Here is a 20,787-nt window from a genome sequence, read left to right on the forward strand (position 1 = left end):
CCAACGACCTTCGCCGGGTTTGTGAAGAGCTGAGCCCGACGAGCTGGCGGGGACTGTATTACCGGCAACAAAAAAGGCAGACCGCTAAGTAGCTGATCTGCCTCTCTTAAATTTGGTAGCGGGGGCTGGATTTGAACCAACGACCTTCGGGTTATGAGCCCGACGAGCTACCAGACTGCTCCACCCCGCATCAACGTGGTGCAAACTATACGCGTGTGTTTTTGTTGCGTCAATAGGTAGGGTGAAAATATAAGTCGAGGCTGTTAGTCTGTTTATAGTCTGCCGGCGGGCAGGTCCTCTCCTGAGATTCGGTACTTGAAGAACGGACGATGATGATGGCTCCTCATTACTATATCGGTTTGCCGCAGTGGAGCCATCCGCACTGGCACGAGACGGTTCTGGCGACGGCCGAGCGTGGAGCGGAGCTGGCCGGGTACGCCGCCAGCTTTAATAGTGTGGAGGGGAATACCACCTTTTACGGGCTGCCTTCGGCGCAGGCGGTAGCGCGCTGGAAGGAACAGGTTGGGCCCGATTTTCGATTTTGCTTTAAATTGCCCAGAACCATAAGCCATACGGGGTACCTGGATCATGCCGATTCGGACCTGCTTGAGTTCATGCGTCGGCTTACGCCATTAGGCGAGGGGCTGGGGCTCCTTTGGTTGCAATTGCCTGCGGCCTTCAGTCCAGACGCATTGCCGGCATTGAAGCGTTTCTTGCTCAGGTTGCCTGCAGGGTTCCGTTGGGCCGTGGAGGTGCGTCACCCCGATTTTTTCGCCGCCGGAGACGCGGATAAACGGCTTACGGAGCTATTGGCAGGTGCGGGCGTGAATCGAGTCGCATTCGATACCCGGACGCTGTTTGAATATCCAGGCAGCGATCCGGTGACACGGGAGGCGCTGGCGAGCAAGCCTCGGTTGCCACTACCTGTATCGGCGACGGGCGCATCGCCGATGGTGCGTTTTATTACCCCTTTGGATTGGCGGCTTGCCAACGAACAGATTGTTTTTTGGGTCGAGCGGGTTGCTCGTTGGATCGAGCAGGGACGCACGCCCTGGCTCTTTTTCCACACGCCGGATAATGCGGACGCACCGGAGCTGGCCGCCGCCTTCGCGGCGCAGTTGGAGGCGCGCATCAAGGTGAGCGGCTTTAGGCCCTGGCCTATTGCCAAGGTCAAACAGGCAGGGTTATTTTAGTCAGTGCAGCGCGTTGGGTTGTGCGAGGGTAAACGGCGGGATTGGCGCAATGAAGGTTTGCTCATCGTCGGTCATCATTTCGTAGTGTCCCTGCATACTGCCTACCTCGGTGGCCAGCACGGTCCCACTGGTATAACTGAAACTATCGTCCGGCTCGATCGTTGGCTGCTCGCCAACCACGCCCTCACCCTCAACTTCCTGGACTTGCTCATTGCCATCGGTAATCAACCAGCGGCGGCTGATCAGTTTGACAGGCTCTGGATTGTGGTTGGTGACAGTGATTTGATACGAGAACACGAAACGGTGTGCGTCCGGATCCGACTGATCCGGTAGGTAGGAGGTTAAGACATCGATCGTTATGTTGCGGCCGTATTCGAAAGGGTCCATTAGCGCTCAAGAGTCCTCTTGGTCGTTTTCGCTGATACTATCGGCTATGCGGACAAACTCTGCCAATGACAGGCGTTCCGGTCGTAGCTGTGGGTCGATTCCCAGTGATTCCAATGTGGGGCCATCGATCAGCGGTTTCAAGTTGTTTCGTAATGTTTTGCGGCGCTGGTTGAAGGCGGTTCGCACCACATCTTGAAGACAGTCCACATTGCGTGCCTGGATGGGCAGTGCTTGATGCGGTGTCAGACGCACAATCGCCGAATCCACCTTGGGGGCTGGTTGAAAAGCGCCGGGGGGTACAATAAACAGTTTGTCCACCTGGCAGTAATACTGCGCCATAATGCCGAGCCGGCCGTAGTGTTCTTCACCGGGCTGCGCGGCCAATCGTTCAACAACCTCTTTCTGGAGCATGAAATGCATATCCTGAACCAGGTCTGTGAAGCTCAACAGATGGAAGATCAGAGGCGTTGAAATGTTATAGGGCAGGTTACCCACCACTCGCAGTGGACGCTCGTCCGTTTGCAATGTTCGGAAGTCGAATTTAAGTGCATCGGCTTCATGAATGCGAAAGTTATCTTCGTACCGGAAAAATTTGGTGCGCAGGACGGGTATCAGGTCGCGGTCGAGCTCGATGGCGTCCAATGCGCCTGCTTCTGACAATAACTCCTCTGTGATAGCGCCCAGCCCGGGGCCTATCTCCACCAGATGGTCTGACGGCTTGGGGGCAATCGAACGAATAATGCGCTGGATGATACCGGCATCATGCAGGAAGTTTTGCCCAAAACGTTTACGGGCTTTGTGCATCGGGGGCTTTTTACTCATCAGCGGGTATCTTGATTGTTTCGGGTGGTGGCCATGTCGGCGGCGTACTGGAGCGCAGTCAGCAGTGACCCGGCATCGGCCTTGCCGCTTCCGGCCAGCTCAAGGGCTGTACCGTGATCGACAGAGGTGCGAATGATCGGTAGCCCCAGGGTAATATTCACGGCGCGCCCGAAGCCCTTGTATTTGAGTACCGGCAGGCCTTGATCGTGGTACATGGCCAGGACAGCATCGGCACCTTGAAGGTTGTGTTCGGTAAATAGGGTATCCGCGGGCAGGGGGCCCACCAGCTCGACCTCCGACGCGTCGAAAGACTCAAGCACGGGCGTGATCGTATCGATCTCCTCCCGTCCCAAATAACCGCCCTCTCCAGCGTGTGGATTAAGCCCGCAGACGAGAATACGAGGCCGGGTGGCGCCGAAGTATGTTTTCAGGTCCGTTATCAGGACCTGCAATACGTCGTTCAGCAGTGGTCGGGTTATGGCACTGGGTACCGCTGCCAGCGGCAAATGAGTGGTTGCCAGAGCGACCCGAAGACCGTCTGTGGCCAACATCATGACCACTTTGTTGGTATTGGTTAGCGCCTCAAGGAACTCTGTATGGCCGCTGAAGGCGATGCCCGCCTGATTGATGACACCTTTGTGTACGGGGGCCGTAATCAGGGCGTCGAACTCCCCGGTTAAGCAGCCATTGGTCGCCCGCTCCAGAGTCGATAACACATAGGGTGCATTAGCCGGGTTGAGCAGGCCCGGCTGAACTGGCGCTGAGGTGGGGATGGCGTCAATAAACAGTTGTCCTGCCTGCGTGGCAACGGGAGGCGCCTGATGGTCAAGTTCTACCAGAGTCAGTGGCAGGCCCAGCTGCAAGGCCCGTGCACGCATCAGCTCCGGGTCTGCGATCACGATCAGCTGATGCGGATGGGCCTGCTGTGCAATCTGAATACACAGGTCCGGTCCAATGCCGGACGGCTCGCCCGGTGTAATTGCCAGTCTCAGGGGCGAACTCACAGAGTGTCGACCTCTTTACGCTCAATATAGGCCTGCGAGCGGATCTCTCGCAGCCAGTTGTCCAGTTCTTCGTTAAATTTGCGTTTTCGAATCGCCGAGCGAGCTGCGTTGGTGCGCATCTCTTCGCTAAAGTCCTGGGTACGGCGGTCATCGACCCGCAAAATATGCCAGCCGAAGCGCGACTCGAAAGGCTCGCTGATCTCACCTTCAGCGGTATCGTTCATGGTCTGTTCAAACTCCGGCACCATCTGGCCCGGCTGGGTCCAGCCCAAGTCTCCACCCTGGGAGCCGCTGGCCGGATCGTCGCTGAACTGGCGGGCCAGTTCCGCAAAGGGTTGCCCCTCTTCCAGGCGGCGGTACAGATCGAACGCCAGCGCACGGGCTTGACGGTTACTGCGGATCTCGCTTGGACTGATCAGAATGTGGCTGACCAGTGTCTGCTCGACCAGTGCTTCGGTACCGCCCCGCTTGTCGCGAAGGTGGAGGATATGGAAGCCTGCCGGTGTACGGACAGGTGGTGAGTATCCGCCGGGCTGGAGTGAACGCGCTGCAGAAGCAATGGATTGCGGCAGTTCGTTGAGCGCACGCCAGCCTAAATCGCCGCCATTCAATGCGTTGGACGCATCGGAGTTGGCGATCGCCATGGGTTTGAATAATGCGCCCTCCTGCAGCTGTTGGTATAGCGCATCCGCTTCGCTACGCGCACGCTGGATCATCTCCGGTGAGGCGCTCTGGGGGATGGAGACCAGAATGTTGCTCAGCAGGTACTCGGTATTGTCGGCATTTTCCTGGTTAGCCAGGTAGGTATTCAGTTCCTGCTCGGAAACGTTGATTCGACGGCTGACACTGGCCTGCTGTACCCGGCCCAGGATCATCTCACGGCGAATCTGTTCCCGTGCCTGAGCATAGTCGCTGCCCTCGGCAATCAGTGCTTCACGGAACTGGGCAAGGGTCATGCCGTTACGACTGGCGATATCCTCCAGAGCTGCGTTGAGTTCCTGGTCGCTGACCCGGATGCCCTGGCGCTGCGCAATCTGTAGCTGGATGTGTTCAAGAATCAGACGTTCCAGGACCTGGTCGCGCAGCACCGCATCGGCAGGCGGTTGGGTATTCTGAGCCAGAATCCGCTCACGCACCATCGCAAACCGATCCTCGAGCTCGCTCTGCAGGACAATGTCGTCATTGACCACGGCGACCACCTGATCCAGTAGCTGCGCAGCAAACGTTGGGGTGGAAAAGGCCAGTGCGAAGCCCAGCAGAGATCCGCCGAGCGCCTGCTTAAAACGTTTCATGTGCGTCCTCGTTATTACCCGTAATCTCTTCCAGGAACTTGCGGCCACCATCCTGGCCGAAGCTTCCCAGTCCACGCAGTACAAACTGCACGAAGAGGCCGGTATCGGTTTCCATTGTATTTACGTCGTCCGTGTCGGTGACCCAGTGTCTTGCGGTGACTCGGGTTTTCCAGCAGCAGCTTTGGTATTCAAGACCGAGCAGCGTCTCCAGATTCTCATCGCGCAACAGGTCCTCCTGCCAGCGACCAATCATGCGCCATGCCGGGGATAGCGGCCACATAAAGGCAACATCGGTCTGTCTGACTTCATCCCATGGGTCATCAAACTGACTGCCGCTGTTGTCCCGGTAGCTGAAATAGAGCAGCCGCTGGTCGTCCGGTTGATAGGTCAGACGGTAGTTTTGCTGCAACAGTTCCGGCGAGTTGTCATCGATTTCGCTGTCGTGAGCCAATCGCAGGGCGGGGGTCAGATTCCAGCGTGCCAGCAGCGCAATATTGGAACGGGTTTCGGTGCCGTCCCTGTCGCCGGGGCGCAGCCCATTGTTCGGATCGCGGTCCTGGAAGTAGTGAGCCTGGGCCATGGCGATACGGCCCTGCTCGATACCATCTTCAGCGTAGAAACCACTGGCCAGGCCCAGGGTTGCCTGCTGGGTACCCGCGATGTTGTCGTTACCGCTGTAGCCGGTTTCGTGGAACAGGTTACTGTAATCAAAGTCGAGTCGAGCGCTGTCAAAGTTCGGCAGTTCTGTTTGCGACTCGTCCCCGGCGCTGATCAGCTTTAGGCGTGGTTCCAGTGTCTGTGTGAGCGCACCGTAACGACGTTCGAGCTCGAGCCCGGTATCCAAACTGGCCACGGCCACACCAACGCTGGGATCATTCGCCCATCCGGCGGGCTGGTTGTTGAGGTCGTACTGCGAGTGCCAGTAGGTCAGGCGGGGTTTTATATAGCCCCAGGTTCGTTCCCATTTAGTGCGCAGCGAGGGGCGCAGGTGTACACGGCTGCCAACGATTTTGTCGATGCCGGTCAGAGTGGTGTTGTCGCGGTCAAAATACGCGTATTCGGCCAGATAGGCGGCCTGGGTATCCTGCCCGGCGACGATCTGTTCACCCTGGACCAGTAGTTGCGGCACCCGCTCGTAGGGCTCCACCCCGTTGTCTGTGGTCTGATATTGATGGACACGCCCGATAAATTGCCAGCTCGGTCGCTGGTAACGAATTTCGCCCCTTTGGCTCAGGTCATCAGCATTGGGGATTTCCAGGTTCGTGGTGCCCAGGTCGTCGAGGTACTTGCGGTCACTGGTGCGGCTGTAATCAATGCTGGAATACCAGTTCCGGAACGGGTTGCCATCGTGATAAACGCCCAGCGCCCAGCGCTCATCACCATAGTCGTTATCGTCCGCGATATATGCCGTTGCCAACCGGTTCATCGACCAGCGGTTCATGTACCGGAACTCGTTTTCCAGCACCAGACCGCGTTCCTCGATGTAGCGTGGGGTCAGCGTATCATCGTAGTTTGGTGCCAGGTTGAAGTAGTAGGGCGTGGCGATATCAAGCCCGTCACTGCTGGAGTAACCAAGACTCGGATAGAGGAAACCGGTGCGCCGCGTATCATCGATAGGGAAGTAAAAATAGGGCAGATATAGAATGGGGATATCCGCTACTTCCAATCGAGCGTGGTAGGCTTCGCCATAGCCTTCTTGGGTGTGGAGTTCTAACTTTTGTGCTGCAATGGACCAGGCGTTGCTGCCCGGATCGCAGAAGGTAATCATGCCGCTCTCGAACGTGACTCGGGAGTCTCCGTGGCGCGCTATACGCTCGGCGCTGCCGCGCATATGCCGGTCGTGCATCACATATTGGGCGTTGGTGAAGCTGGCGTTCCCGGCATTCAAATCGGCATCGGCCTGGTCAGCAACCATCAGCATACCCTGCTCGCGATACCGAACCTGGCCAAACAGCGAGGCTTGCCGGCTTTCCGGGTCGTACTCCGCACTGTCACTGCTCAGTAAGCGCCCGCCCTGGCGCACATTGATCCCACCTTCCAGCTGCGTCGTCCCCCCTAAAATGGTGGTAGAGCGTAGCGCATCCAGAAAGATTGTCTGTTGCTCGGTGGTGGTATTGGCCTCAATCAGGTTCAACTCGGGCTCTATATAGCGCCCTGAGCAGGTGCCGCCATACCCCGCTTCGCCCGGTGACCAGAGATACCAGTCAAGGTGAGCCCAGGGCTGTGCTCCTGTCTGTGCAAGCGCTGTGGAATTAACGTTGCCGGGTTTGGGTGCCCGGTTTGCAGCCACCGGCTGTGATGCGCAAGCCCAGTGCTCGCCCTCGGCGTTACAGTCCCACTGAGCAGACCCGGTTTGCGCCTGTAGAGGCGCCTGGCCAGTTTTCGGCGCTACGTTGGCAACGGATTCCTCTGGCGCTGATGCATCTGCTGTGGTTTCAGTGCTTGCCGGTAGTGTGGCCCGTGCTGATGGCGAGGGCTTAGGCTGTGAGGCTCGGGTATCAACGTGTTTGTCGGTGTCGGCCTGGGAGCTGGGGCTTGGGCGCTGATCAGGTTCGTCACTGCCCTCCATTAACGCTTCATTGACGTCGCACTCCCATTCGTCCGCCGGAGTCAGGTTACAGTTCCAGAGTCGCTGATCAGTCTCGGCGAAAGCGGGGGCTGCGCCCAACGCCGTGGTCAGTGTCAGCAGTGTCAGCGAGTGGGCTCTGTTAAAGGGCATCTAGTGGCTTTCCAATTGCGCGCTGTAAGGGTCGGTTTATTGCCGCCCCCGAAGTCGAGTACCATACCGAGCAATGAATGATACAGCGGTTGTGTTGGCTTAGGAACCTGCCGCTGTTGGCCCAATGTGGGGCTGAGGTATCACAGTGGAGAGAACAGTGATGGGCGAGCGCCTGCAAGGGCTGACGGTCTGGGTGGGCGAGCGCCTGGCCGAGCGGGGAGAGTCGGGGTTTTCCTCAGGGTTAATGCCGGTTTCCGGGGATGCAAGTTTTCGCCGGTATTTTCGGGCAAGGGCGGACGGCCGCAGCTGGATTGCCGTGGATGCGCCACCGGAAAAGGAAGACAGTTTGCCGTTTGTGGAGATTGCGGCGGCGTGGCGAGCTCAGGGAATACCGGTGCCTGAGGTGATTGCTGCGGATCTGGCTCAGGGGTTTATGCTGCTTGAGGACTTCGGGGATCGCCTGTTGCTGGCTGAGCTGGATGAAGATTCAGCGGACCCGCTTTATGACCTGGCGCTTGATACGTTGGCCGCGCTCCAGCAGCTAAGCCCTGCGGGGTTGCCTCCCTATAATCAGTTACTGCTCCAGCGCGAGATGGCGCTGCTGGATGAGTGGTTTTTGCCAGGTTTGCTCGATATCGAGCTAAGCCCACCGGAGACGCAGCTGCTGGACCGAGTCAAAGCGATGTTGGTCGATAATGCACGGTCTCAGTTGCAGGTGCCGGTGCATCGTGATTATCACTCCCGAAACCTGATGTTAAGAGAGGCGCCTTCGCGACTGGGCGTGATCGATTTCCAGGATGCGGTTGAGGGGCCTGTGACTTACGATCTGGTCTCGTTGCTCAAAGACAGCTATGTTCGCTGGCCCGATGCGGACATGAGTCGATGGGTCGAGGCGCATCGTCAGCGCTTGATTACCGCTGGGTTGAGCCTGCCGGCCCCTGATCTGTTTCGACGTCACTTTGATCTGATGGGGATGCAGCGTCAGCTCAAGGTGCTGGGTATTTTCGCGCGGCTGAGTCTGCGCGATGGTAAGCCCGGATACCTGAAGGATATCCCCCGCACGTTCGGATACCTCTATCGGGCTTGCGGATCATATCCGGAGTTTGCTGATCTGAAAAACTGGCTGACCGAGCGGGTGCTGCCTGCGATGAGAGACCATGAAGCCTGGGATAGGGCTTGTATCGACCGGGAGATAAGCACGTTGTGAGGGCCATGATACTGGCGGCGGGGTTGGGTACGCGTATGCGCCCACTGACATTAAAAACGCCCAAGCCCCTGCTGACCGTGGCGGGGCGAGCATTGATCGATTATCAGGTGGAGAGACTGGTTGAACTGGGTGTAGACCGGATTGTGGTCAATCATGCCTGGTTGGGCGAACAGATCGAGAGTCATCTGGGGGACGGCAGCCGCTGGGGGTGTGAGATACTGTATTCCGCAGAAGAGTCCGCGCTGGAAACGGCGGGTGGAATTCGTCGTGCGCTTCCGCTGCTGGCGGATCGCTTGGATGACTGCTTCTGGGTAGTAAACGGAGATGTGTTTACCGATCTTACCGGTTCACAGATGCGTGGTATCGGGCTGTCAGATAATGAGCAGGCTCACTTACTGTTGGTTGAAAACCCTTCCTGGCATCCGCGTGGTGATTTTGTCCTCGATCCCGACGGAAAGGTCAAGGCACAGGGTGATCGGCGTTTGACTTTTTCAGGTATGAGCCTGCTCAGGGCATCTTTATTTGAGGCTCTGGTCCCGGGTAACTCGGCACCTCTGGCTCCCCTGTTGCGCACTGCGATTGAGCCGGGGCGGGTAGCGGGTACCCGTTTGCAGGGGTTCTGGGATGATATTGGCACCCCCCAAAGACTGGCAGCGCTGGAGTCACGTATGAAAGGAGACGAACTCAATGTTAAAGGCTGAAGGAGTGGGCGAGCAGCTTTACCGCAACCGAACGGGCTTGCTGATTGGAGGTGTCATCGGGTTGTTCAGCGGCGGATTCGTCGGTCTGGTGTTGGGTGCCGGCGTCGGTTTCCTGCTGGAAAAGTCTCTGCGCAAGGGGTTGTCAGCGTATAACCCTCAGCAGCTGTTTTTCCGCGCGACCTTTTCAGTGATGGGAAAGGTGGCCAAGGCGGATGGGCGGGTCACCGAAACTGAAATTCAGTATGCGCGTGAAGTGATGGCGCGTATGAATCTGCCGGAACCGAAGCGTCAGGAAGCGATCGGCTTTTTCACCGAGGGTAAGCAGGCGGACTTCGACATGGGGCAGGTGTTGCGTCCTCTGGGGGCCCTGCTGCGAAACCGCTCCAACCTGAAATTGATGTTTGTGGAAATACAGCTTCAGGCTGCCATGGCCGATGGTGAAATCAGCCCGGCTGAGCAGAAGCTGCTGGGGGAGATCTGTAATCATTTACGTTTCACTCAGGCGGAGATGGAAGCCCTGCTTAATCGCATGCGGGCTGAGCAGGCGTTTCGGGAGCATGCCTACCGTGCCCATCAGGCTGGCAGTTCCGGCCCTTCGCTGGAGGAAGCTTATGGGGTTCTGGGTGTATCACCGGAGGCGTCCGATGCCGAGGTTAAAAAGGCCTGGCGTCGTTTGATGAGCCAGCATCACCCGGATAAGCTGGTTGCGAAGGGGCTGCCCGAAGAGATGATTCAACTGGCGAAAGAGCAAACCCAGGAGATTCAAGCGGCTTATGAACAGATCCGGCGATCCCGAGGGCTCTAGTTTATAGTGCCGGGCTTGAGCTCCCTTTGTGCCTTGGACTGGACATTATTCTCCAGACGTTTAGCGTCTGCCATCGGTTGCAGGATACGGCTCTCCAGCAGTCCGCGTAGCTTACGGCTGAGCCAGGGCATCTCATCACGCCACCCGGTGAACGGGGTGGCCATTCTAGACTGGTAGTAACCGGACACTTCGGCTCGTCGTGCTGCTGCACGGCGGACGCGCGCATCCGGCCCCGCCTGGGGGTAGCCGGGCAGCGGGTCATGGTAGATGTCGAGAATTCGGGTGTTGCTCAGTTGTGGCCAGAGGGTGCCCAGTGCAGGCCCGTCTGCGGCGGACGAGGGTAATGGGTCGATGAGGACCAGGTCCAGATTCAATTGCAGGTTGTTGGCAATAAAGTCAGCGGCCCAGGGTCCTGAGCGTCCAAACGCAACAAGGGTCACCGGCTCGACCGGGGGCTCTCTAAGCTCCTCCAGCGCCAGATTTATCCGTTCGTTGAAGCGCTCACCGAAAGGTGCTCGTGGAGCTGTTGGTGCGGGTTGGCCGGCGCCGGTTTCTGGAGATTCTGAATCTGCTGTCTGTGATGCCGGTGCCGGCTCCGTCGGCGCTTGATCGCCGGTCGCCTCGCCGTTAGCGCTGGTTTGGCCGACAGCAATGGTTTTCATAACGGGCAGAGTGCGTTCAGGGAGCGTCGGCTGGTCCGGCACGGGCGGTTGCATGACCAGCGTGAGCCAGCCTTTCTGGGCCAGGTCGAAACGGATCGCGGCTGACTGTTCCACCCAGCCCTCATCGATGCCGGGGTCTGGTAGCAGCAACAGAGCTCCAATCGGATCAGCGCGGTCGGCCTCCTGACGCAAGGCGTAGAAGCGTTCGTCACCCACCTCCATTGTAAGCACGGTGGTGTCCATGGGGAGCTGTTGGCGCAGACGGGACTCCATGGGTAAGGCGCCGGCCTGAGTGCGCTGGACTTTGTAGAGGTCGGCGATGCTTTGTGTTGTTTCGTCCGGCAGAGCTGCACCTTCGGCAGGCGTTTCTTCGGCTGCGTAACCGTTTGGCAAGCAGAGTCCGAACACAATGCTCAGTGAAAACAAGTGACTCAGGAGCTGTCTCATCGGCTGTTTATCCGTGGTAACGATGCGAAGGCTGAATCGGCTGACGAGCTTTTGTACAATAGCGACTCCTATTTACTGCCTATGGTTTGTTCATGCCCGATTACAAGATAGCGCCTTCGATTCTCTCGGCTGATTTTGCCCGACTGGGCGAAGAGGTGGAAGCGGTTCTCAGCGCCGGAGCGGATATCGTTCACTTTGATGTGATGGATAACCACTACGTGCCCAACCTGACCATCGGCCCGATGGTCTGCAAGGCACTGCGGAATTACGGCATTACGGCTCCGGTGGATGTGCACCTGATGGTCAAGCCGGTGGACCGACTGATCGGTGATTTTATCGAAGCCGGTGCCAGTTACATCACGTTTCACCCCGAGGCGTCCGAGCATATCGATCGCTCGCTGCAGATGATCCGCGATGGTGGATGTCGGTCGGGATTGGTATTCAACCCGGCAACGCCGCTGCATTATCTGGATCATGTGATGGATAAAGTGGACATGATCCTGTTGATGTCCGTGAATCCTGGCTTTGGAGGGCAGAAGTTTATCCCGGCAACGCTGGATAAACTGCGTGCGGTTCGGCAGCGGATTGAAGCCAGTGGTCGTGAAATACGGCTGGAAGTGGATGGCGGCGTCGGTGTTGCCAATATCGCCGAAATTGCCCGGGCAGGAGCCGATACGTTTGTGGCCGGATCGGCGATTTTCAACACCGAGGATTACCGCGCCACCATCGACGCGCTGCGTGCTGAGCTGGCCAAGGTCGGGTGATGAGCTCAGTGGAGTCGGTGCTGTTCGACCTGGATGGGACACTGGTTGATAGCGTTCCTGACCTGGCGCGGTCCATCGATCAAATGCTGACCGGATTGGGTCGGCCCCCGGCGGGCGAATCGCAAGTGCGTACATGGGTCGGCAACGGTGCGCAGAGGCTGGTCGAACGGTCGTTGTGCGGCGGTCTTGAGGGTGTGCTGACAGTGGAGCAGGAAGCGCTTCTGCCGGCTGCCATGGAACTTTTTATGGCCGCTTACGCACAGAACAACGGCCGTACCAGTCGCGTGTATGCGGGGGTTGCCGAACTACTGGAACATCTGCGAGACGCGGGTGTGCCGATGGCGGTGGTCACGAATAAACCCCGTGTGTTTACCGAGCCTTTGCTGGCTAAGCTGGGGTTGCAGGCCTATTTCGGGTGTACCGTCAGTGGTGATACGCTGAATGAAAAGAAACCCTCGCCTCGCCCAATCCTGCATGCCTGTGAGGTGTTGGGAAGTACGCCGACGGGATCATTGATGGTCGGTGACTCGCATGTCGATGTTCAGGCCGCACGGGCGGCGGGGTGTCCCGTGGTCTGCGTTGACTATGGGTATAATCAGGGCGCGTCTATCGATGAAGCCGGGGCGGATTATGTGATCTCTTCACTGGCCCAGTTGATTGGCATGGGTATCTGACAGGAGTTCGCGCGCCCGGTGGGTTATTGCCTGAACGCCCGGGTGGCGAATTCTGCGCTCAAGAGAAATCGCGTAGTAGCGCTCACGAATTCCCTCCAGACGACCAATCAGTTCCACCTTGTGTTGACGCTGAAGTTCAGCTTCCAGGACCGAGGGGCCACAAAAAACGCCGGTTCCCGCCTGGCCAAAGGTGTCGATCAATGCGCTGTCAACGCATTCGACCCGGATATCTGGCTCGATCTGCCGGGCGCTCATCCATTTCATGATACTCGCTCCAGCGACTGTATCATCGGTGGGGAGAAGCAGCGGAGCGGCTTGCAGGCTTTGTGGAAACCCGGGACGATACGCGGACGCCAGCTCGGGAGCGGCAAACATGCTGATCCCGGTTTCGCCGAGCAGATGGTTGAAGGCACGGATATGTGCACCGGCATCCACCGGCCGGTCTGCCAGAATCAGGTCAACCCGGCTGGCGATCAGGTCGCCCAGTAAGGCCTCCATCGAACCCTCCCTGCATTCCAGTCGTACCGGGTCATCCAGCTCTAACGCCGGGGCAAGCAAACGATAAGCGATGCTTTTAGGTACCACATCGGCGATTCCGATGGCGCATGAGAGGCTGGTTGGCTCTGCCTGATGGAGCTGGCGCTGCATCGCTTCACCCAGACTGAAAATCTCCTGCGCGTACTCCAGTGCCTGGCGACCGGCATCGGTGAGCTCCAGTCGTCTGCCCGTGCGCTCAAACAGTTCGACTCCGATGGTTTCCTCCAGCATCTTAAGCTGGCCGGAAATTGTCTGGGGGGTCAGGTTGAGACGCTCACTGGCCCGGGCGATACTGCCTTCCTGGGCCACCACCATGAAATAACGCAGGTGACGAAAGTTCAGGTTGTGAAATTTCATTCGAAAAAACCGAATAATTGGGTGATTAAATTCGAATTTTATATCTGTTTTGGATCACTATAATTGATCTTGCTCATGCAGTCTCTCCCCGAGACTGGACTGTTCTGTTCGAGGTAAGAACGAACATTCGGCTTTATCACACACATTTCACCCGCCGCGGCAACGCCCGGCGGGTTTTTTTATGTACAGGATGTACGGTATGCCGCGGGCGCAGGGATGCGCAGGAGCGGCGGTAACAGGATGTACGGTATGCCGCGGGCGCGCACTCCCTTTTGACGTCGAGCACCTGTTGACGGTTATCATAGCGGTTGATTCGTTAAGCGTTTGCCGAGGATTTGCCGATGAAGTTCCAGGGGACCGACACATACATTGCAACCGAAGATCTGCGGATGGCGGTCAATGCAGCGGTTACGCTGCAGCGGCCGTTGCTGGTCAAGGGCGAGCCTGGCACCGGTAAAACGTTGCTGGCCGAACAGGTGGCTGGCGCACTGGGCAAGCGCCTGATTCAGTGGCATATTAAATCCACCACCAAAGCTCAGCAGGGGCTCTACGAGTATGATGCGGTTTCCCGTCTGAGGGACTCACAGCTGGGCAGTGAGCGGGTTCATAATATCGCTAACTACATTCGCCGGGGGAAGCTCTGGGAGGCGTTCGACAGCCATGAGCAGGTGGTGCTGTTGATCGATGAGATCGACAAGGCCGATATCGAGTTCCCCAACGACCTGCTGGTCGAGCTCGATAAAATGGAGTTCTATGTCTATGAGACCGGCCAGCTGGTCAAGGCGCGCCAGCGTCCCATCGTGATTATCACCAGTAATAACGAAAAAGAGCTGCCGGATGCCTTTTTGCGCCGCTGCTTCTTTCACTTCATTCGCTTCCCCGAGCGGGACACGATGAGGGAGATCGTCAATGTGCATTTCCCAAATCTCAAGCCGGAGTTGGTCAGCCGTGCGCTGGATATCTTCTTTGAAGTGCGGGAGATCCCGGGTCTTAAGAAAAAGCCCTCCACATCGGAGCTGATTGACTGGCTCAAGTTGCTGATGTCGGAGGATATCCCGGAGTCCGTGCTCAAGCAGGGTGATGTCCGTCAGGCGATACCGCCGTTGCATGGCGCATTGCTGAAAAACGAGCAGGATGTTCAGTTACTGGAGCGTTTGGCGTTTATGGCGCGTCGCTCCGCCGATCGTTAATCCAAACAGGCCAAACTGATGCTTGTTAATTTCCTGTATACACTGCGTCGTTACGGGGTGCCGGTATCGATCAAGGAATTGTTGGTTCTGTTGGAGGCGATGGATGCCAATCTTGCGTTCGGTCGTGTGGATGATTTCTACCTGCTGGCGCGAACCTGTATGGTCAAGGACGAGCAGTACTACGATCGTTTTGACCGTGCTTTTGCTGCCTACTTCAAGGAGGTGGAGAAGCTTGAGGATATCGTCGATGCCTTGATTCCCGATGATTGGGTGAAGGCGGAATTTCTCAAGCAGCTTTCCGACGAAGAGCGTGCCCGGGTCCAGTCCGTTGGTGGGCTGGACGAGCTTATCCGGCGCTTCAAGGAGCGTCTGGAGGAGCAGAAAGAACGGCATCAAGGGGGCAGTAAGTGGATCGGGACCGGCGGTACCTCGCCCTTTGGCAATAGCGGTTACCACCCGGGTGGTATTCGGGTGGGTGGCGAGAGCCGTAACCGTTCGGCCTCCAAAGTCTGGGAGCGCCGGGAGTTCCGTAATCTTGATGATAACGTGGAGATCGGTACCCGGAACATCAAGGTGGCGCTGCGTAAGCTACGCGCCTTTGCACGAACCGGCGCCGCCACCGAGCTGGACCTGGATGATACCATCCGTTCGACCGCCGCCAATGCGGGGCTGTTGGATATTCGCACGGTGCCGGAGCGGCATAATGCGGTCAAGGTACTTCTGTTCTTTGATGTGGGAGGCTCGATGGACCCTTATGTCAGAGTCTGTGAGGAGCTGTTTTCGGCCTGTCGCAGCCAGTTTAAACATCTGGAGTATTTCTACTTCCACAACTTTGTGTACGAACGTGTCTGGCGCGACAATCGGCGACGTTACAATGAATCAACGCTGCTGATGGACCTGCTCCATCGTTACCCTTCGGATTACAAAGTGATCTTTATCGGCGATGCCTCGATGGGGCCCTACGAGATTTTCAGTCGGTTTGGTAGTGTCGAGCAGATGAATGAGGAGCCGGGTTCGGCCTGGATGCAGCGGATTACCGAGTACTTTCCGAAACTGGTGTGGCTCAATCCGGTGCCGGAGTCGGCCTGGCAATATACCCAGTCGATCGGTTTAACGCGGGATCTGGTGCAGGGGCGCATGTATCCCCTGACGCTGGATGGGTTGTCTGAGGCGATTCGCTATCTGGCGAAGTAGCAGGCTTGACGAGCCCGGAGCCGTAGCTCCGGGCGCCGGCATCACATCTGTGACTGCTGGTAGTTCTTCAGGCCGATCTTGTCGATCAGGCCCAGCTGTTTTTCCAGCCAGTAGGCGTGATCTTCCTCGGTATCTTCGAGTTGTTTGCGAAGCATTTCACGGGTCTGGTAGTCCTGCTCTTTTTCGCACAGTGCGATAACGTCGCGCAGGTTCTTGACCACGGTGTACTCCACTTCCAGGTCGTTGCGAAGCATTTCCGGGACATCTTTGCCCACCTTGATCGGCTCGCGGGTCACCAGATCCGGCGTTCCCTCCAGGAACAGAATACGAGAGATGATCGCCTTGGCATGGCCTTTCTCATCCTCGAACTCGTGGGCGATACGCTCATAGAGTTTGCTCAAGCCCCAGTCATCGTACATCTCGGAGTGGATGAAGTACTGGTCCATCGCTGCCAGCTCACCGGCGAGCAGTTTGTTGAGTGCGTCAATGACCTTCTTGTTGCCTTTCATCACTTACTCCTTTTCGATCGCTGACTGCAGATAGTTTTCGATGCCGGTTTCGCGAATCAGATGCTGTTGGGCTTCAATCCAGTCCACGTATTCTTCTTCGCCTTCTAGGATCTCCTCGAGCAGATGGCGGCTGACATAATCGCCGGCGTTTTCGCACTCGGCGATCACTTCCCGCAGCAGCGTGAGTTGCTCCATCTCCAGGTCCAGGTCGCACTGCATCATCTCGGCACAGTGTTCTCCGATACGCAGCCGCTCGAGCTGCTGAAGATTGGGAAGGCCTTCCAGAAACAGGATGCGTTCAATCAGCTCGTCCGCCTGCTTCATGTCGAGAATGGATTTTTTGTAGGCTTTCTGGTTGAGCTTTTCCAGGCCCCAGTTCTTATACATCCTTGCATGCAGGAAGTACTGGTTGATGGAGGTCAGCTCGAAGGTGAGTACCTTGTTAAGCCGTTGTAACAGCGACTTGTCACCTTGCATTGAATGCTCCTTTCGTGGTCGCACAAGTGGATGTTGGCTGGGCGGGTGGAGCAGCCGTGTCGGACCAGTATAGCGCAATTCAAGGAGCTATGAAGAAGCTCAGGCGGGGACAGCCAGCTCCATGGCCTGCTCCTGTTGCTCGCGTTTGAGGATCTTGCGCGCCACGCAGGTGCACTTGCCGCATTCGCTGCCGACGGACAGTGAGCGGTTCAGGTCGCGTACGCTGCGGGCGCCGTCATCAATAGCCTCTCGGACCTGACGCTCGGTGATGTTGTTACAGATGCAGACGTACATGCTAACCACCTCCCGTTGATGGTTCTAAATGCTGTTGGTAATGATAATAGTTCGTATTTTATAAAATTCAAGCCTTTTCACGTCAGTCGGTGTTCGGTTCCAATCGATACAAGGGAGGATCGGACATCAGTCGCTGAGCATGCGTGGATTCAGCAAATAGAGGGCCAGGTCGACTGGGGACTCTGGGGTTTTTTAAAACAGGAAGTTAGCGCTGGCTGGCCAGGAGGAGGTGGGAAGGAGTGTCAGCGATATGTAGCAAAGCGAACAGGGAGCGGAGGCCCTGTTCGCTTTCCTGACTCAGTCGCAGAGCGCGTCGAGTTTCTTCTTCAGAATGCCGTTTACGGCGCCCGGGTTGGCCTTACCGCCGGTGGCTTTCATCACCTGGCCCATAAAGAAGCCCAGCATTTTGCCACGCTTCTCGGGCTCGGCGGCTTTGTATTGCTCCACCTGTTTATCGGCCTTGGCGATAACATCATCGACGATTTTCTCGATTTCACCGGTGTCGGTGACCTGCTTGAGGCCCTGGGCGTCAATGATCTCGTCGGCCGTGCCGCCTTCGGACCACATCAGCTCGAACACCTTCTTGGCGATGTTGCCGGAGATGGTGTTGTCCTTGATTCGAATCAGCAATCCACCGAGCTGCTCGGCCGAAACCGGGCTGTGCTTGATATCGGTATCGTTCTGGTTCAGGTGCTTGGCCAGCTCACCCATCACCCAGTTGGCGGCCAGTTTGGCATCGCCGCAGGCTTTAACTACCGATTCGTAGTAGTCGGCCTGGGCGCTGTAGCCGGAAAGAACCCCTGCGTCATAGTCGGAGAGTTTGTACTCCTCGATAAAGCGCTCGCGACGGGCATCCGGAAGCTCCGGCAGGGTTTCTCGGATGGCCTCGATATAGCTGTCATCGATCACCACGGGCAGCAGGTCCGGGCAGGGGAAGTAGCGGTAGTCGTTGGCATCTTCCTTGGAGCGCATGCTGCGGGTCTGGTTCTTGTCCGGGTCGTACAGGCGGGTTTCCTGCACTACAGTGCCACCATCCTCGATCAGGTCGATCTGGCGGGCGACTTCGGTATCGATGGCGCGCTCGATAAAGCGGAAGGAGTTGATGTTCTTCAGTTCGGTACGGGTGCCGTACTCTTCCTGTCCCTTGGGGCGCACGGAAACGTTACAGTCGCAGCGCATGGAGCCTTCGGCCATGTTGCCATCACAGATGCCCAGCGTGGTGACGATCGCGTGGATCTTGCGGGCATAGGCGGCGGCCTCTTTGGAAGAACGCATATCCGGTTCGGATACAATCTCCACCAGCGGTGTACCGGCGCGGTTCAGGTCGATACCGGACATGCCGTGATAGTCTTCATGCAGGGACTTACCCGCGTCTTCCTCGAGGTGGGCGTGGTGCAGACGAACCCGGCGCTGAACGCCATCATCGGTTTCAATATCCACGTAGCCCGGGCCCACGATCGGCTCCGCCAGCTGGGTGGTCTGATAGCCTTTGGGTAGATCCGGGTAGAAGTAGTTTTTGCGCTCAAAGACGGAGCGCTTGCCGATCTCGGCGTTCACGGCGAGGCCAAACATTACCGCCATGCGCAGCGCATTTTCGTTGAACACCGGCAGTGTGCCCGGCAGCGCCAGATCAACGGCGCAGGCCTGGGTGTTGGGCTCGGCGCCGAATGCGGTGCTGGCACCGGAGAAAATCTTCGTTGTGGTAGAGAGCTGGACGTGAATCTCCAGCCCGATAACAACTTCCCATTCCATCGTGTTAAACCTCTCAGATGCCAGCCGGTGCCTGTTGATGCCAGTCAGTTGCCTGCTGGAACTGGTGTGCCACGTTGAGCAGTTTCGACTCGGCAAAGTAGTTGCCGATAATCTGCAGACCCACCGGCAGGCCGTTGACCTGTCCACAGGGTACGGACATGCCTGGCAGGCCGGCCAGGTTCAGCGACAGGGTATAGATATCTTCCATGTACATGCTGACCGGGTCGTTGCTCTTCTCGCCGATCTTGAATGCCGGGTGCGGCGTGGTCGGGCCCATGATCACGTCCACATCGTCCAGCACACGGATAAAATCCTGTTGGATCAGGCGGCGAATCTGCTGGGCCTTGTTGTAGTAAGCGTCGTAGTAGCCGGCGCAGAGGGCGTAGGTGCCCACCATGATGCGGCGTTTTACCTCGGCGCCGAAGCCTTCGCCCCGGGTACGCTTGTAGAGATCTTCCAGGTCTTTCGGTTCTTCGCAGCGGTAGCCGTAGCGCACACCATCGAAACGTGACAGGTTCGAGGAGGCTTCAGCCGGGGCGATAATGTAGTAGCTCGGAATGCACAGCTCGGTATTGGGCAGACTGACCTCTTTCACCGTGGCGCCCAGCTTTTCGAACTCGGCAACGGCGGCTTTAACGCGCTCGGCAATCTGCGGATCCAGCGTTTCGGTGAAGTACTCCTTGGGTAGACCGATCTTCAGGCCGGCCAAGGGTTCGTTCAGGGCTGCCGTGTAGTCCGGGACCTCACGATCCAGGCAGGTAGAGTCCATCGGATCGAAACCTGCCATAACGTTAAGCATCATCGCGCAGTCTTCGGCCGTGTGCGCCATGGGGCCGCCTTGATCCAGCGACGAGGCGAATGCCACCATGCCGTAGCGGGAAACCCGACCATAGGTGGGCTTCAGGCCGGTGATGCCGCACAGGGCCGCGGGCTGGCGGATGGAGCCGCCAGTATCGGAACCGGTGGCGGCCGGCGTCAGGCGAGCCGCAACGGCTGCGCCGGAACCACCGGAAGAGCCGCCCGGTACGCAGTCGGTGTTCCAGGGGTTGCGCGCCGGGCCATAAAAGCTGGATTCGTTGGAGGAACCCATGGCGAATTCGTCCATGTTGGTTTTACCCAGCATGACGGCACCGGCCTGCTTGAACTTGGCAACCACGGTCGCATCATAGGGAGAAGCGAAGTTGTCGAGCATCTTCGAGCCGCAGCTGGTGCGCACGCCCTGGGTGCAGAACAGGTCCTTGTGGGCAATGGGCAAGCCGGTGAAGGCACCCGCCGTACCCGCGGCGATTGCTGCATCGGCCGCTTTGGCCTGCTCCAGCGCCTGCTCTTCGGTCACGGAGATGTAACTGTTGTACTTGCTGTCCTCGGTCTTAATGCGCTCTAGCCAGGCGCCGGTTAGCTCGACACTGCTGAAGTCGCCCTTGCGCAACCCTTCAGCCAGCTCGGCCAGTGTCTTGTCAAACATGCTGTCTATATTCCTTAAGATGGGAAGCGAAGATCACTCGATCACTTTCGGGACCAGGAAAAGGCCGTCTTCCACGGCTGGAGCGACCGCCTGCAGCTGCTCGCGCTGGTTGGGCTCGGTGACCTCGTCGGCACGCAGACGCTGCACGGCGTCGAGCGGATTGGCCAGTGGGGCCACGTTACCGGTATCGGCCTGCTGCATCTGGTCGATCAGGTTTAGAATGCTGGAAAGGTTTTCGGTATAGGCGGGGATATCGTTCTCGTCGATCTGGAGGCGTGCCAGATGGGCGATACGTTCCACGTCGGATCGGTCCAGAGACATAAGTCCGCTTCTCG

At 57.7% G+C, this 20,787-nt stretch carries 21 protein-coding genes and 1 tRNA gene; 8 read left to right on the forward strand and 14 right to left on the reverse strand.

Going from position 1 to position 20,787, the window contains the following annotated elements:
- Positions 1-113 precede the first annotated feature (113 nt).
- A tRNA-Met gene (locus G403_RS0121165) sits at positions 114-190 on the reverse strand.
- 139 nt (positions 191-329) lie between these two features.
- Between G403_RS0121165 and G403_RS0121170 the strand changes: the two genes are divergently transcribed.
- Positions 330-1,193, forward strand: coding sequence for a DUF72 domain-containing protein (locus G403_RS0121170; protein WP_245578411.1), 864 nt, complete (start codon positions 330-332; stop codon positions 1,191-1,193).
- Here the strand turns inward: G403_RS0121170 and apaG are convergent, their stop codons facing one another.
- From apaG to G403_RS0121195, 5 genes are read right to left on the reverse strand one after another with little or no spacing between them, the layout of a single operon-like run.
- On the reverse strand, positions 1,194-1,580 hold the full coding sequence (gene apaG / locus G403_RS0121175; RefSeq protein WP_027855744.1) for a Co2+/Mg2+ efflux protein ApaG: 387 nt from the start codon (positions 1,578-1,580) through the stop codon (positions 1,194-1,196).
- 6 nt (positions 1,581-1,586) lie between these two features.
- Positions 1,587-2,402 (reverse strand): 16S rRNA (adenine(1518)-N(6)/adenine(1519)-N(6))-dimethyltransferase RsmA, encoded by an 816-nt coding sequence (rsmA, locus tag G403_RS0121180; RefSeq protein WP_027855745.1) that lies wholly within the window; start codon positions 2,400-2,402, stop codon positions 1,587-1,589.
- A complete protein-coding gene (gene pdxA, locus G403_RS0121185) occupies positions 2,402-3,406 on the reverse strand; it encodes a 4-hydroxythreonine-4-phosphate dehydrogenase PdxA (RefSeq protein WP_211232726.1) in 1,005 nt (334 codons plus the stop codon). Before pdxA ends, rsmA begins: the two co-directional genes overlap by 1 nt.
- Complete coding sequence (locus G403_RS0121190; RefSeq protein ID WP_027855747.1) at positions 3,403-4,698, reverse strand: peptidylprolyl isomerase; 1,296 nt, start codon at positions 4,696-4,698, stop codon at positions 3,403-3,405. Before G403_RS0121190 ends, pdxA begins: the two co-directional genes overlap by 4 nt.
- Complete coding sequence (locus G403_RS0121195) at positions 4,685-7,417, reverse strand: LPS-assembly protein LptD (protein WP_027855748.1); 2,733 nt, start codon at positions 7,415-7,417, stop codon at positions 4,685-4,687. The genes G403_RS0121190 and G403_RS0121195 overlap by 14 nt, the downstream gene beginning before the upstream one ends.
- Before the next feature lie 145 nt (positions 7,418-7,562).
- Here G403_RS0121195 and G403_RS24190 point away from each other — a divergent pair, with 145 nt between their 5' ends.
- The 3 genes from G403_RS24190 to djlA are packed head-to-tail and all read left to right on the forward strand — an operon-like array spanning position 7,563 to position 10,130.
- Complete coding sequence (locus G403_RS24190; RefSeq protein WP_245578412.1) at positions 7,563-8,624, forward strand: aminoglycoside phosphotransferase family protein; 1,062 nt, start codon at positions 7,563-7,565, stop codon at positions 8,622-8,624.
- A 5-nt stretch (positions 8,625-8,629) separates the two neighbouring features.
- Positions 8,630-9,325, forward strand: a complete 696-nt coding sequence (murU, locus tag G403_RS0121205; RefSeq protein ID WP_425411720.1) for an N-acetylmuramate alpha-1-phosphate uridylyltransferase MurU — start codon at positions 8,630-8,632, stop codon at positions 9,323-9,325.
- On the forward strand, positions 9,312-10,130 hold the full coding sequence (gene djlA / locus G403_RS0121210; RefSeq protein WP_036234975.1) for a co-chaperone DjlA: 819 nt from the start codon (positions 9,312-9,314) through the stop codon (positions 10,128-10,130). Before murU ends, djlA begins: the two co-directional genes overlap by 14 nt.
- Here the strand turns inward: djlA and G403_RS0121215 are convergent.
- Positions 10,127-11,239: a DUF3530 family protein gene (locus G403_RS0121215; RefSeq protein ID WP_027855751.1), complete on the reverse strand. Its 1,113-nt coding sequence runs from the start codon at positions 11,237-11,239 to the stop codon at positions 10,127-10,129. The genes djlA and G403_RS0121215 overlap by 4 nt on opposite strands.
- 92 nt (positions 11,240-11,331) lie before the next feature.
- On the opposite strand from G403_RS0121215, the gene rpe reads away from it, so the two are divergent.
- Together rpe and G403_RS0121225 are read left to right on the forward strand one after the other, a co-directional pair.
- On the forward strand, positions 11,332-12,003 hold the full coding sequence (rpe, locus tag G403_RS0121220; protein WP_027855752.1) for a ribulose-phosphate 3-epimerase: 672 nt from the start codon (positions 11,332-11,334) through the stop codon (positions 12,001-12,003).
- Positions 12,003-12,677 carry a phosphoglycolate phosphatase gene (locus G403_RS0121225; RefSeq protein ID WP_027855753.1) on the forward strand — a complete coding sequence of 225 codons (675 nt, stop codon included), beginning with the start codon at positions 12,003-12,005 and terminating at the stop codon, positions 12,675-12,677. Before rpe ends, G403_RS0121225 begins: the two co-directional genes overlap by 1 nt.
- Here G403_RS0121225 and nhaR read toward each other — a convergent pair.
- Positions 12,645-13,571, reverse strand: coding sequence for a transcriptional activator NhaR (gene nhaR / locus G403_RS0121230; RefSeq protein WP_036234977.1), 927 nt, complete (start codon positions 13,569-13,571; stop codon positions 12,645-12,647). The two genes, G403_RS0121225 and nhaR, sit on opposite strands and share 33 nt — an antisense overlap.
- A 341-nt stretch (positions 13,572-13,912) precedes the next feature.
- On the opposite strand from nhaR, the gene G403_RS0121235 reads away from it, so the two are divergent.
- Both G403_RS0121235 and G403_RS0121240 read left to right on the forward strand, forming a co-directional pair.
- Positions 13,913-14,761, forward strand: a complete 849-nt coding sequence (locus G403_RS0121235) for an AAA family ATPase (protein WP_027855755.1) — start codon at positions 13,913-13,915, stop codon at positions 14,759-14,761.
- A gap of 18 nt (positions 14,762-14,779) precedes the next feature.
- Positions 14,780-15,955: a vWA domain-containing protein gene (locus tag G403_RS0121240; protein WP_027855756.1), complete on the forward strand. Its 1,176-nt coding sequence runs from the start codon at positions 14,780-14,782 to the stop codon at positions 15,953-15,955.
- A 41-nt stretch (positions 15,956-15,996) separates the two neighbouring features.
- Here G403_RS0121240 and bfr (G403_RS0121245) read toward each other — a convergent pair whose 3' ends face one another.
- The 6 genes from bfr (G403_RS0121245) to gatC all read right to left on the reverse strand — a co-directional run bounded on the left by bfr (G403_RS0121245) (position 15,997) and on the right by gatC (position 20,773).
- Positions 15,997-16,464, reverse strand: a complete 468-nt coding sequence (bfr, locus tag G403_RS0121245; protein WP_027855757.1) for a bacterioferritin — start codon at positions 16,462-16,464, stop codon at positions 15,997-15,999.
- Between the two features lie 3 nt (positions 16,465-16,467).
- The gene (gene bfr, locus G403_RS0121250) at positions 16,468-16,941 is read right to left on the reverse strand and encodes a bacterioferritin (RefSeq protein ID WP_027855758.1); all 474 of its coding nucleotides are present in this window, start codon (positions 16,939-16,941) and stop codon (positions 16,468-16,470) included.
- A gap of 99 nt (positions 16,942-17,040) precedes the next feature.
- Complete coding sequence (locus tag G403_RS0121255) at positions 17,041-17,235, reverse strand: (2Fe-2S)-binding protein (RefSeq protein ID WP_027855759.1); 195 nt, start codon at positions 17,233-17,235, stop codon at positions 17,041-17,043.
- Positions 17,236-17,532: 297 nt separating this feature from the next.
- Entirely contained in the window at positions 17,533-18,987 is a 1,455-nt protein-coding gene (gene gatB / locus G403_RS0121260; RefSeq protein ID WP_027855760.1) for an Asp-tRNA(Asn)/Glu-tRNA(Gln) amidotransferase subunit GatB, read from the reverse strand.
- A gap of 13 nt (positions 18,988-19,000) precedes the next feature.
- Entirely contained in the window at positions 19,001-20,452 is a 1,452-nt protein-coding gene (gene gatA, locus G403_RS0121265) for an Asp-tRNA(Asn)/Glu-tRNA(Gln) amidotransferase subunit GatA (protein ID WP_027855761.1), read from the reverse strand.
- 33 nt (positions 20,453-20,485) lie between these two features.
- Positions 20,486-20,773 (reverse strand): Asp-tRNA(Asn)/Glu-tRNA(Gln) amidotransferase subunit GatC, encoded by a 288-nt coding sequence (gene gatC, locus G403_RS0121270; protein ID WP_027855762.1) that lies wholly within the window; start codon positions 20,771-20,773, stop codon positions 20,486-20,488.
- Positions 20,774-20,787 lie beyond the last annotated feature (14 nt).

It is taken from the genome of Marinobacterium litorale DSM 23545 (assembly GCF_000428985.1).
Taxonomy (GTDB): Bacteria; Pseudomonadota; Gammaproteobacteria; order Pseudomonadales; family Balneatricaceae; genus Marinobacterium_D; species Marinobacterium_D litorale.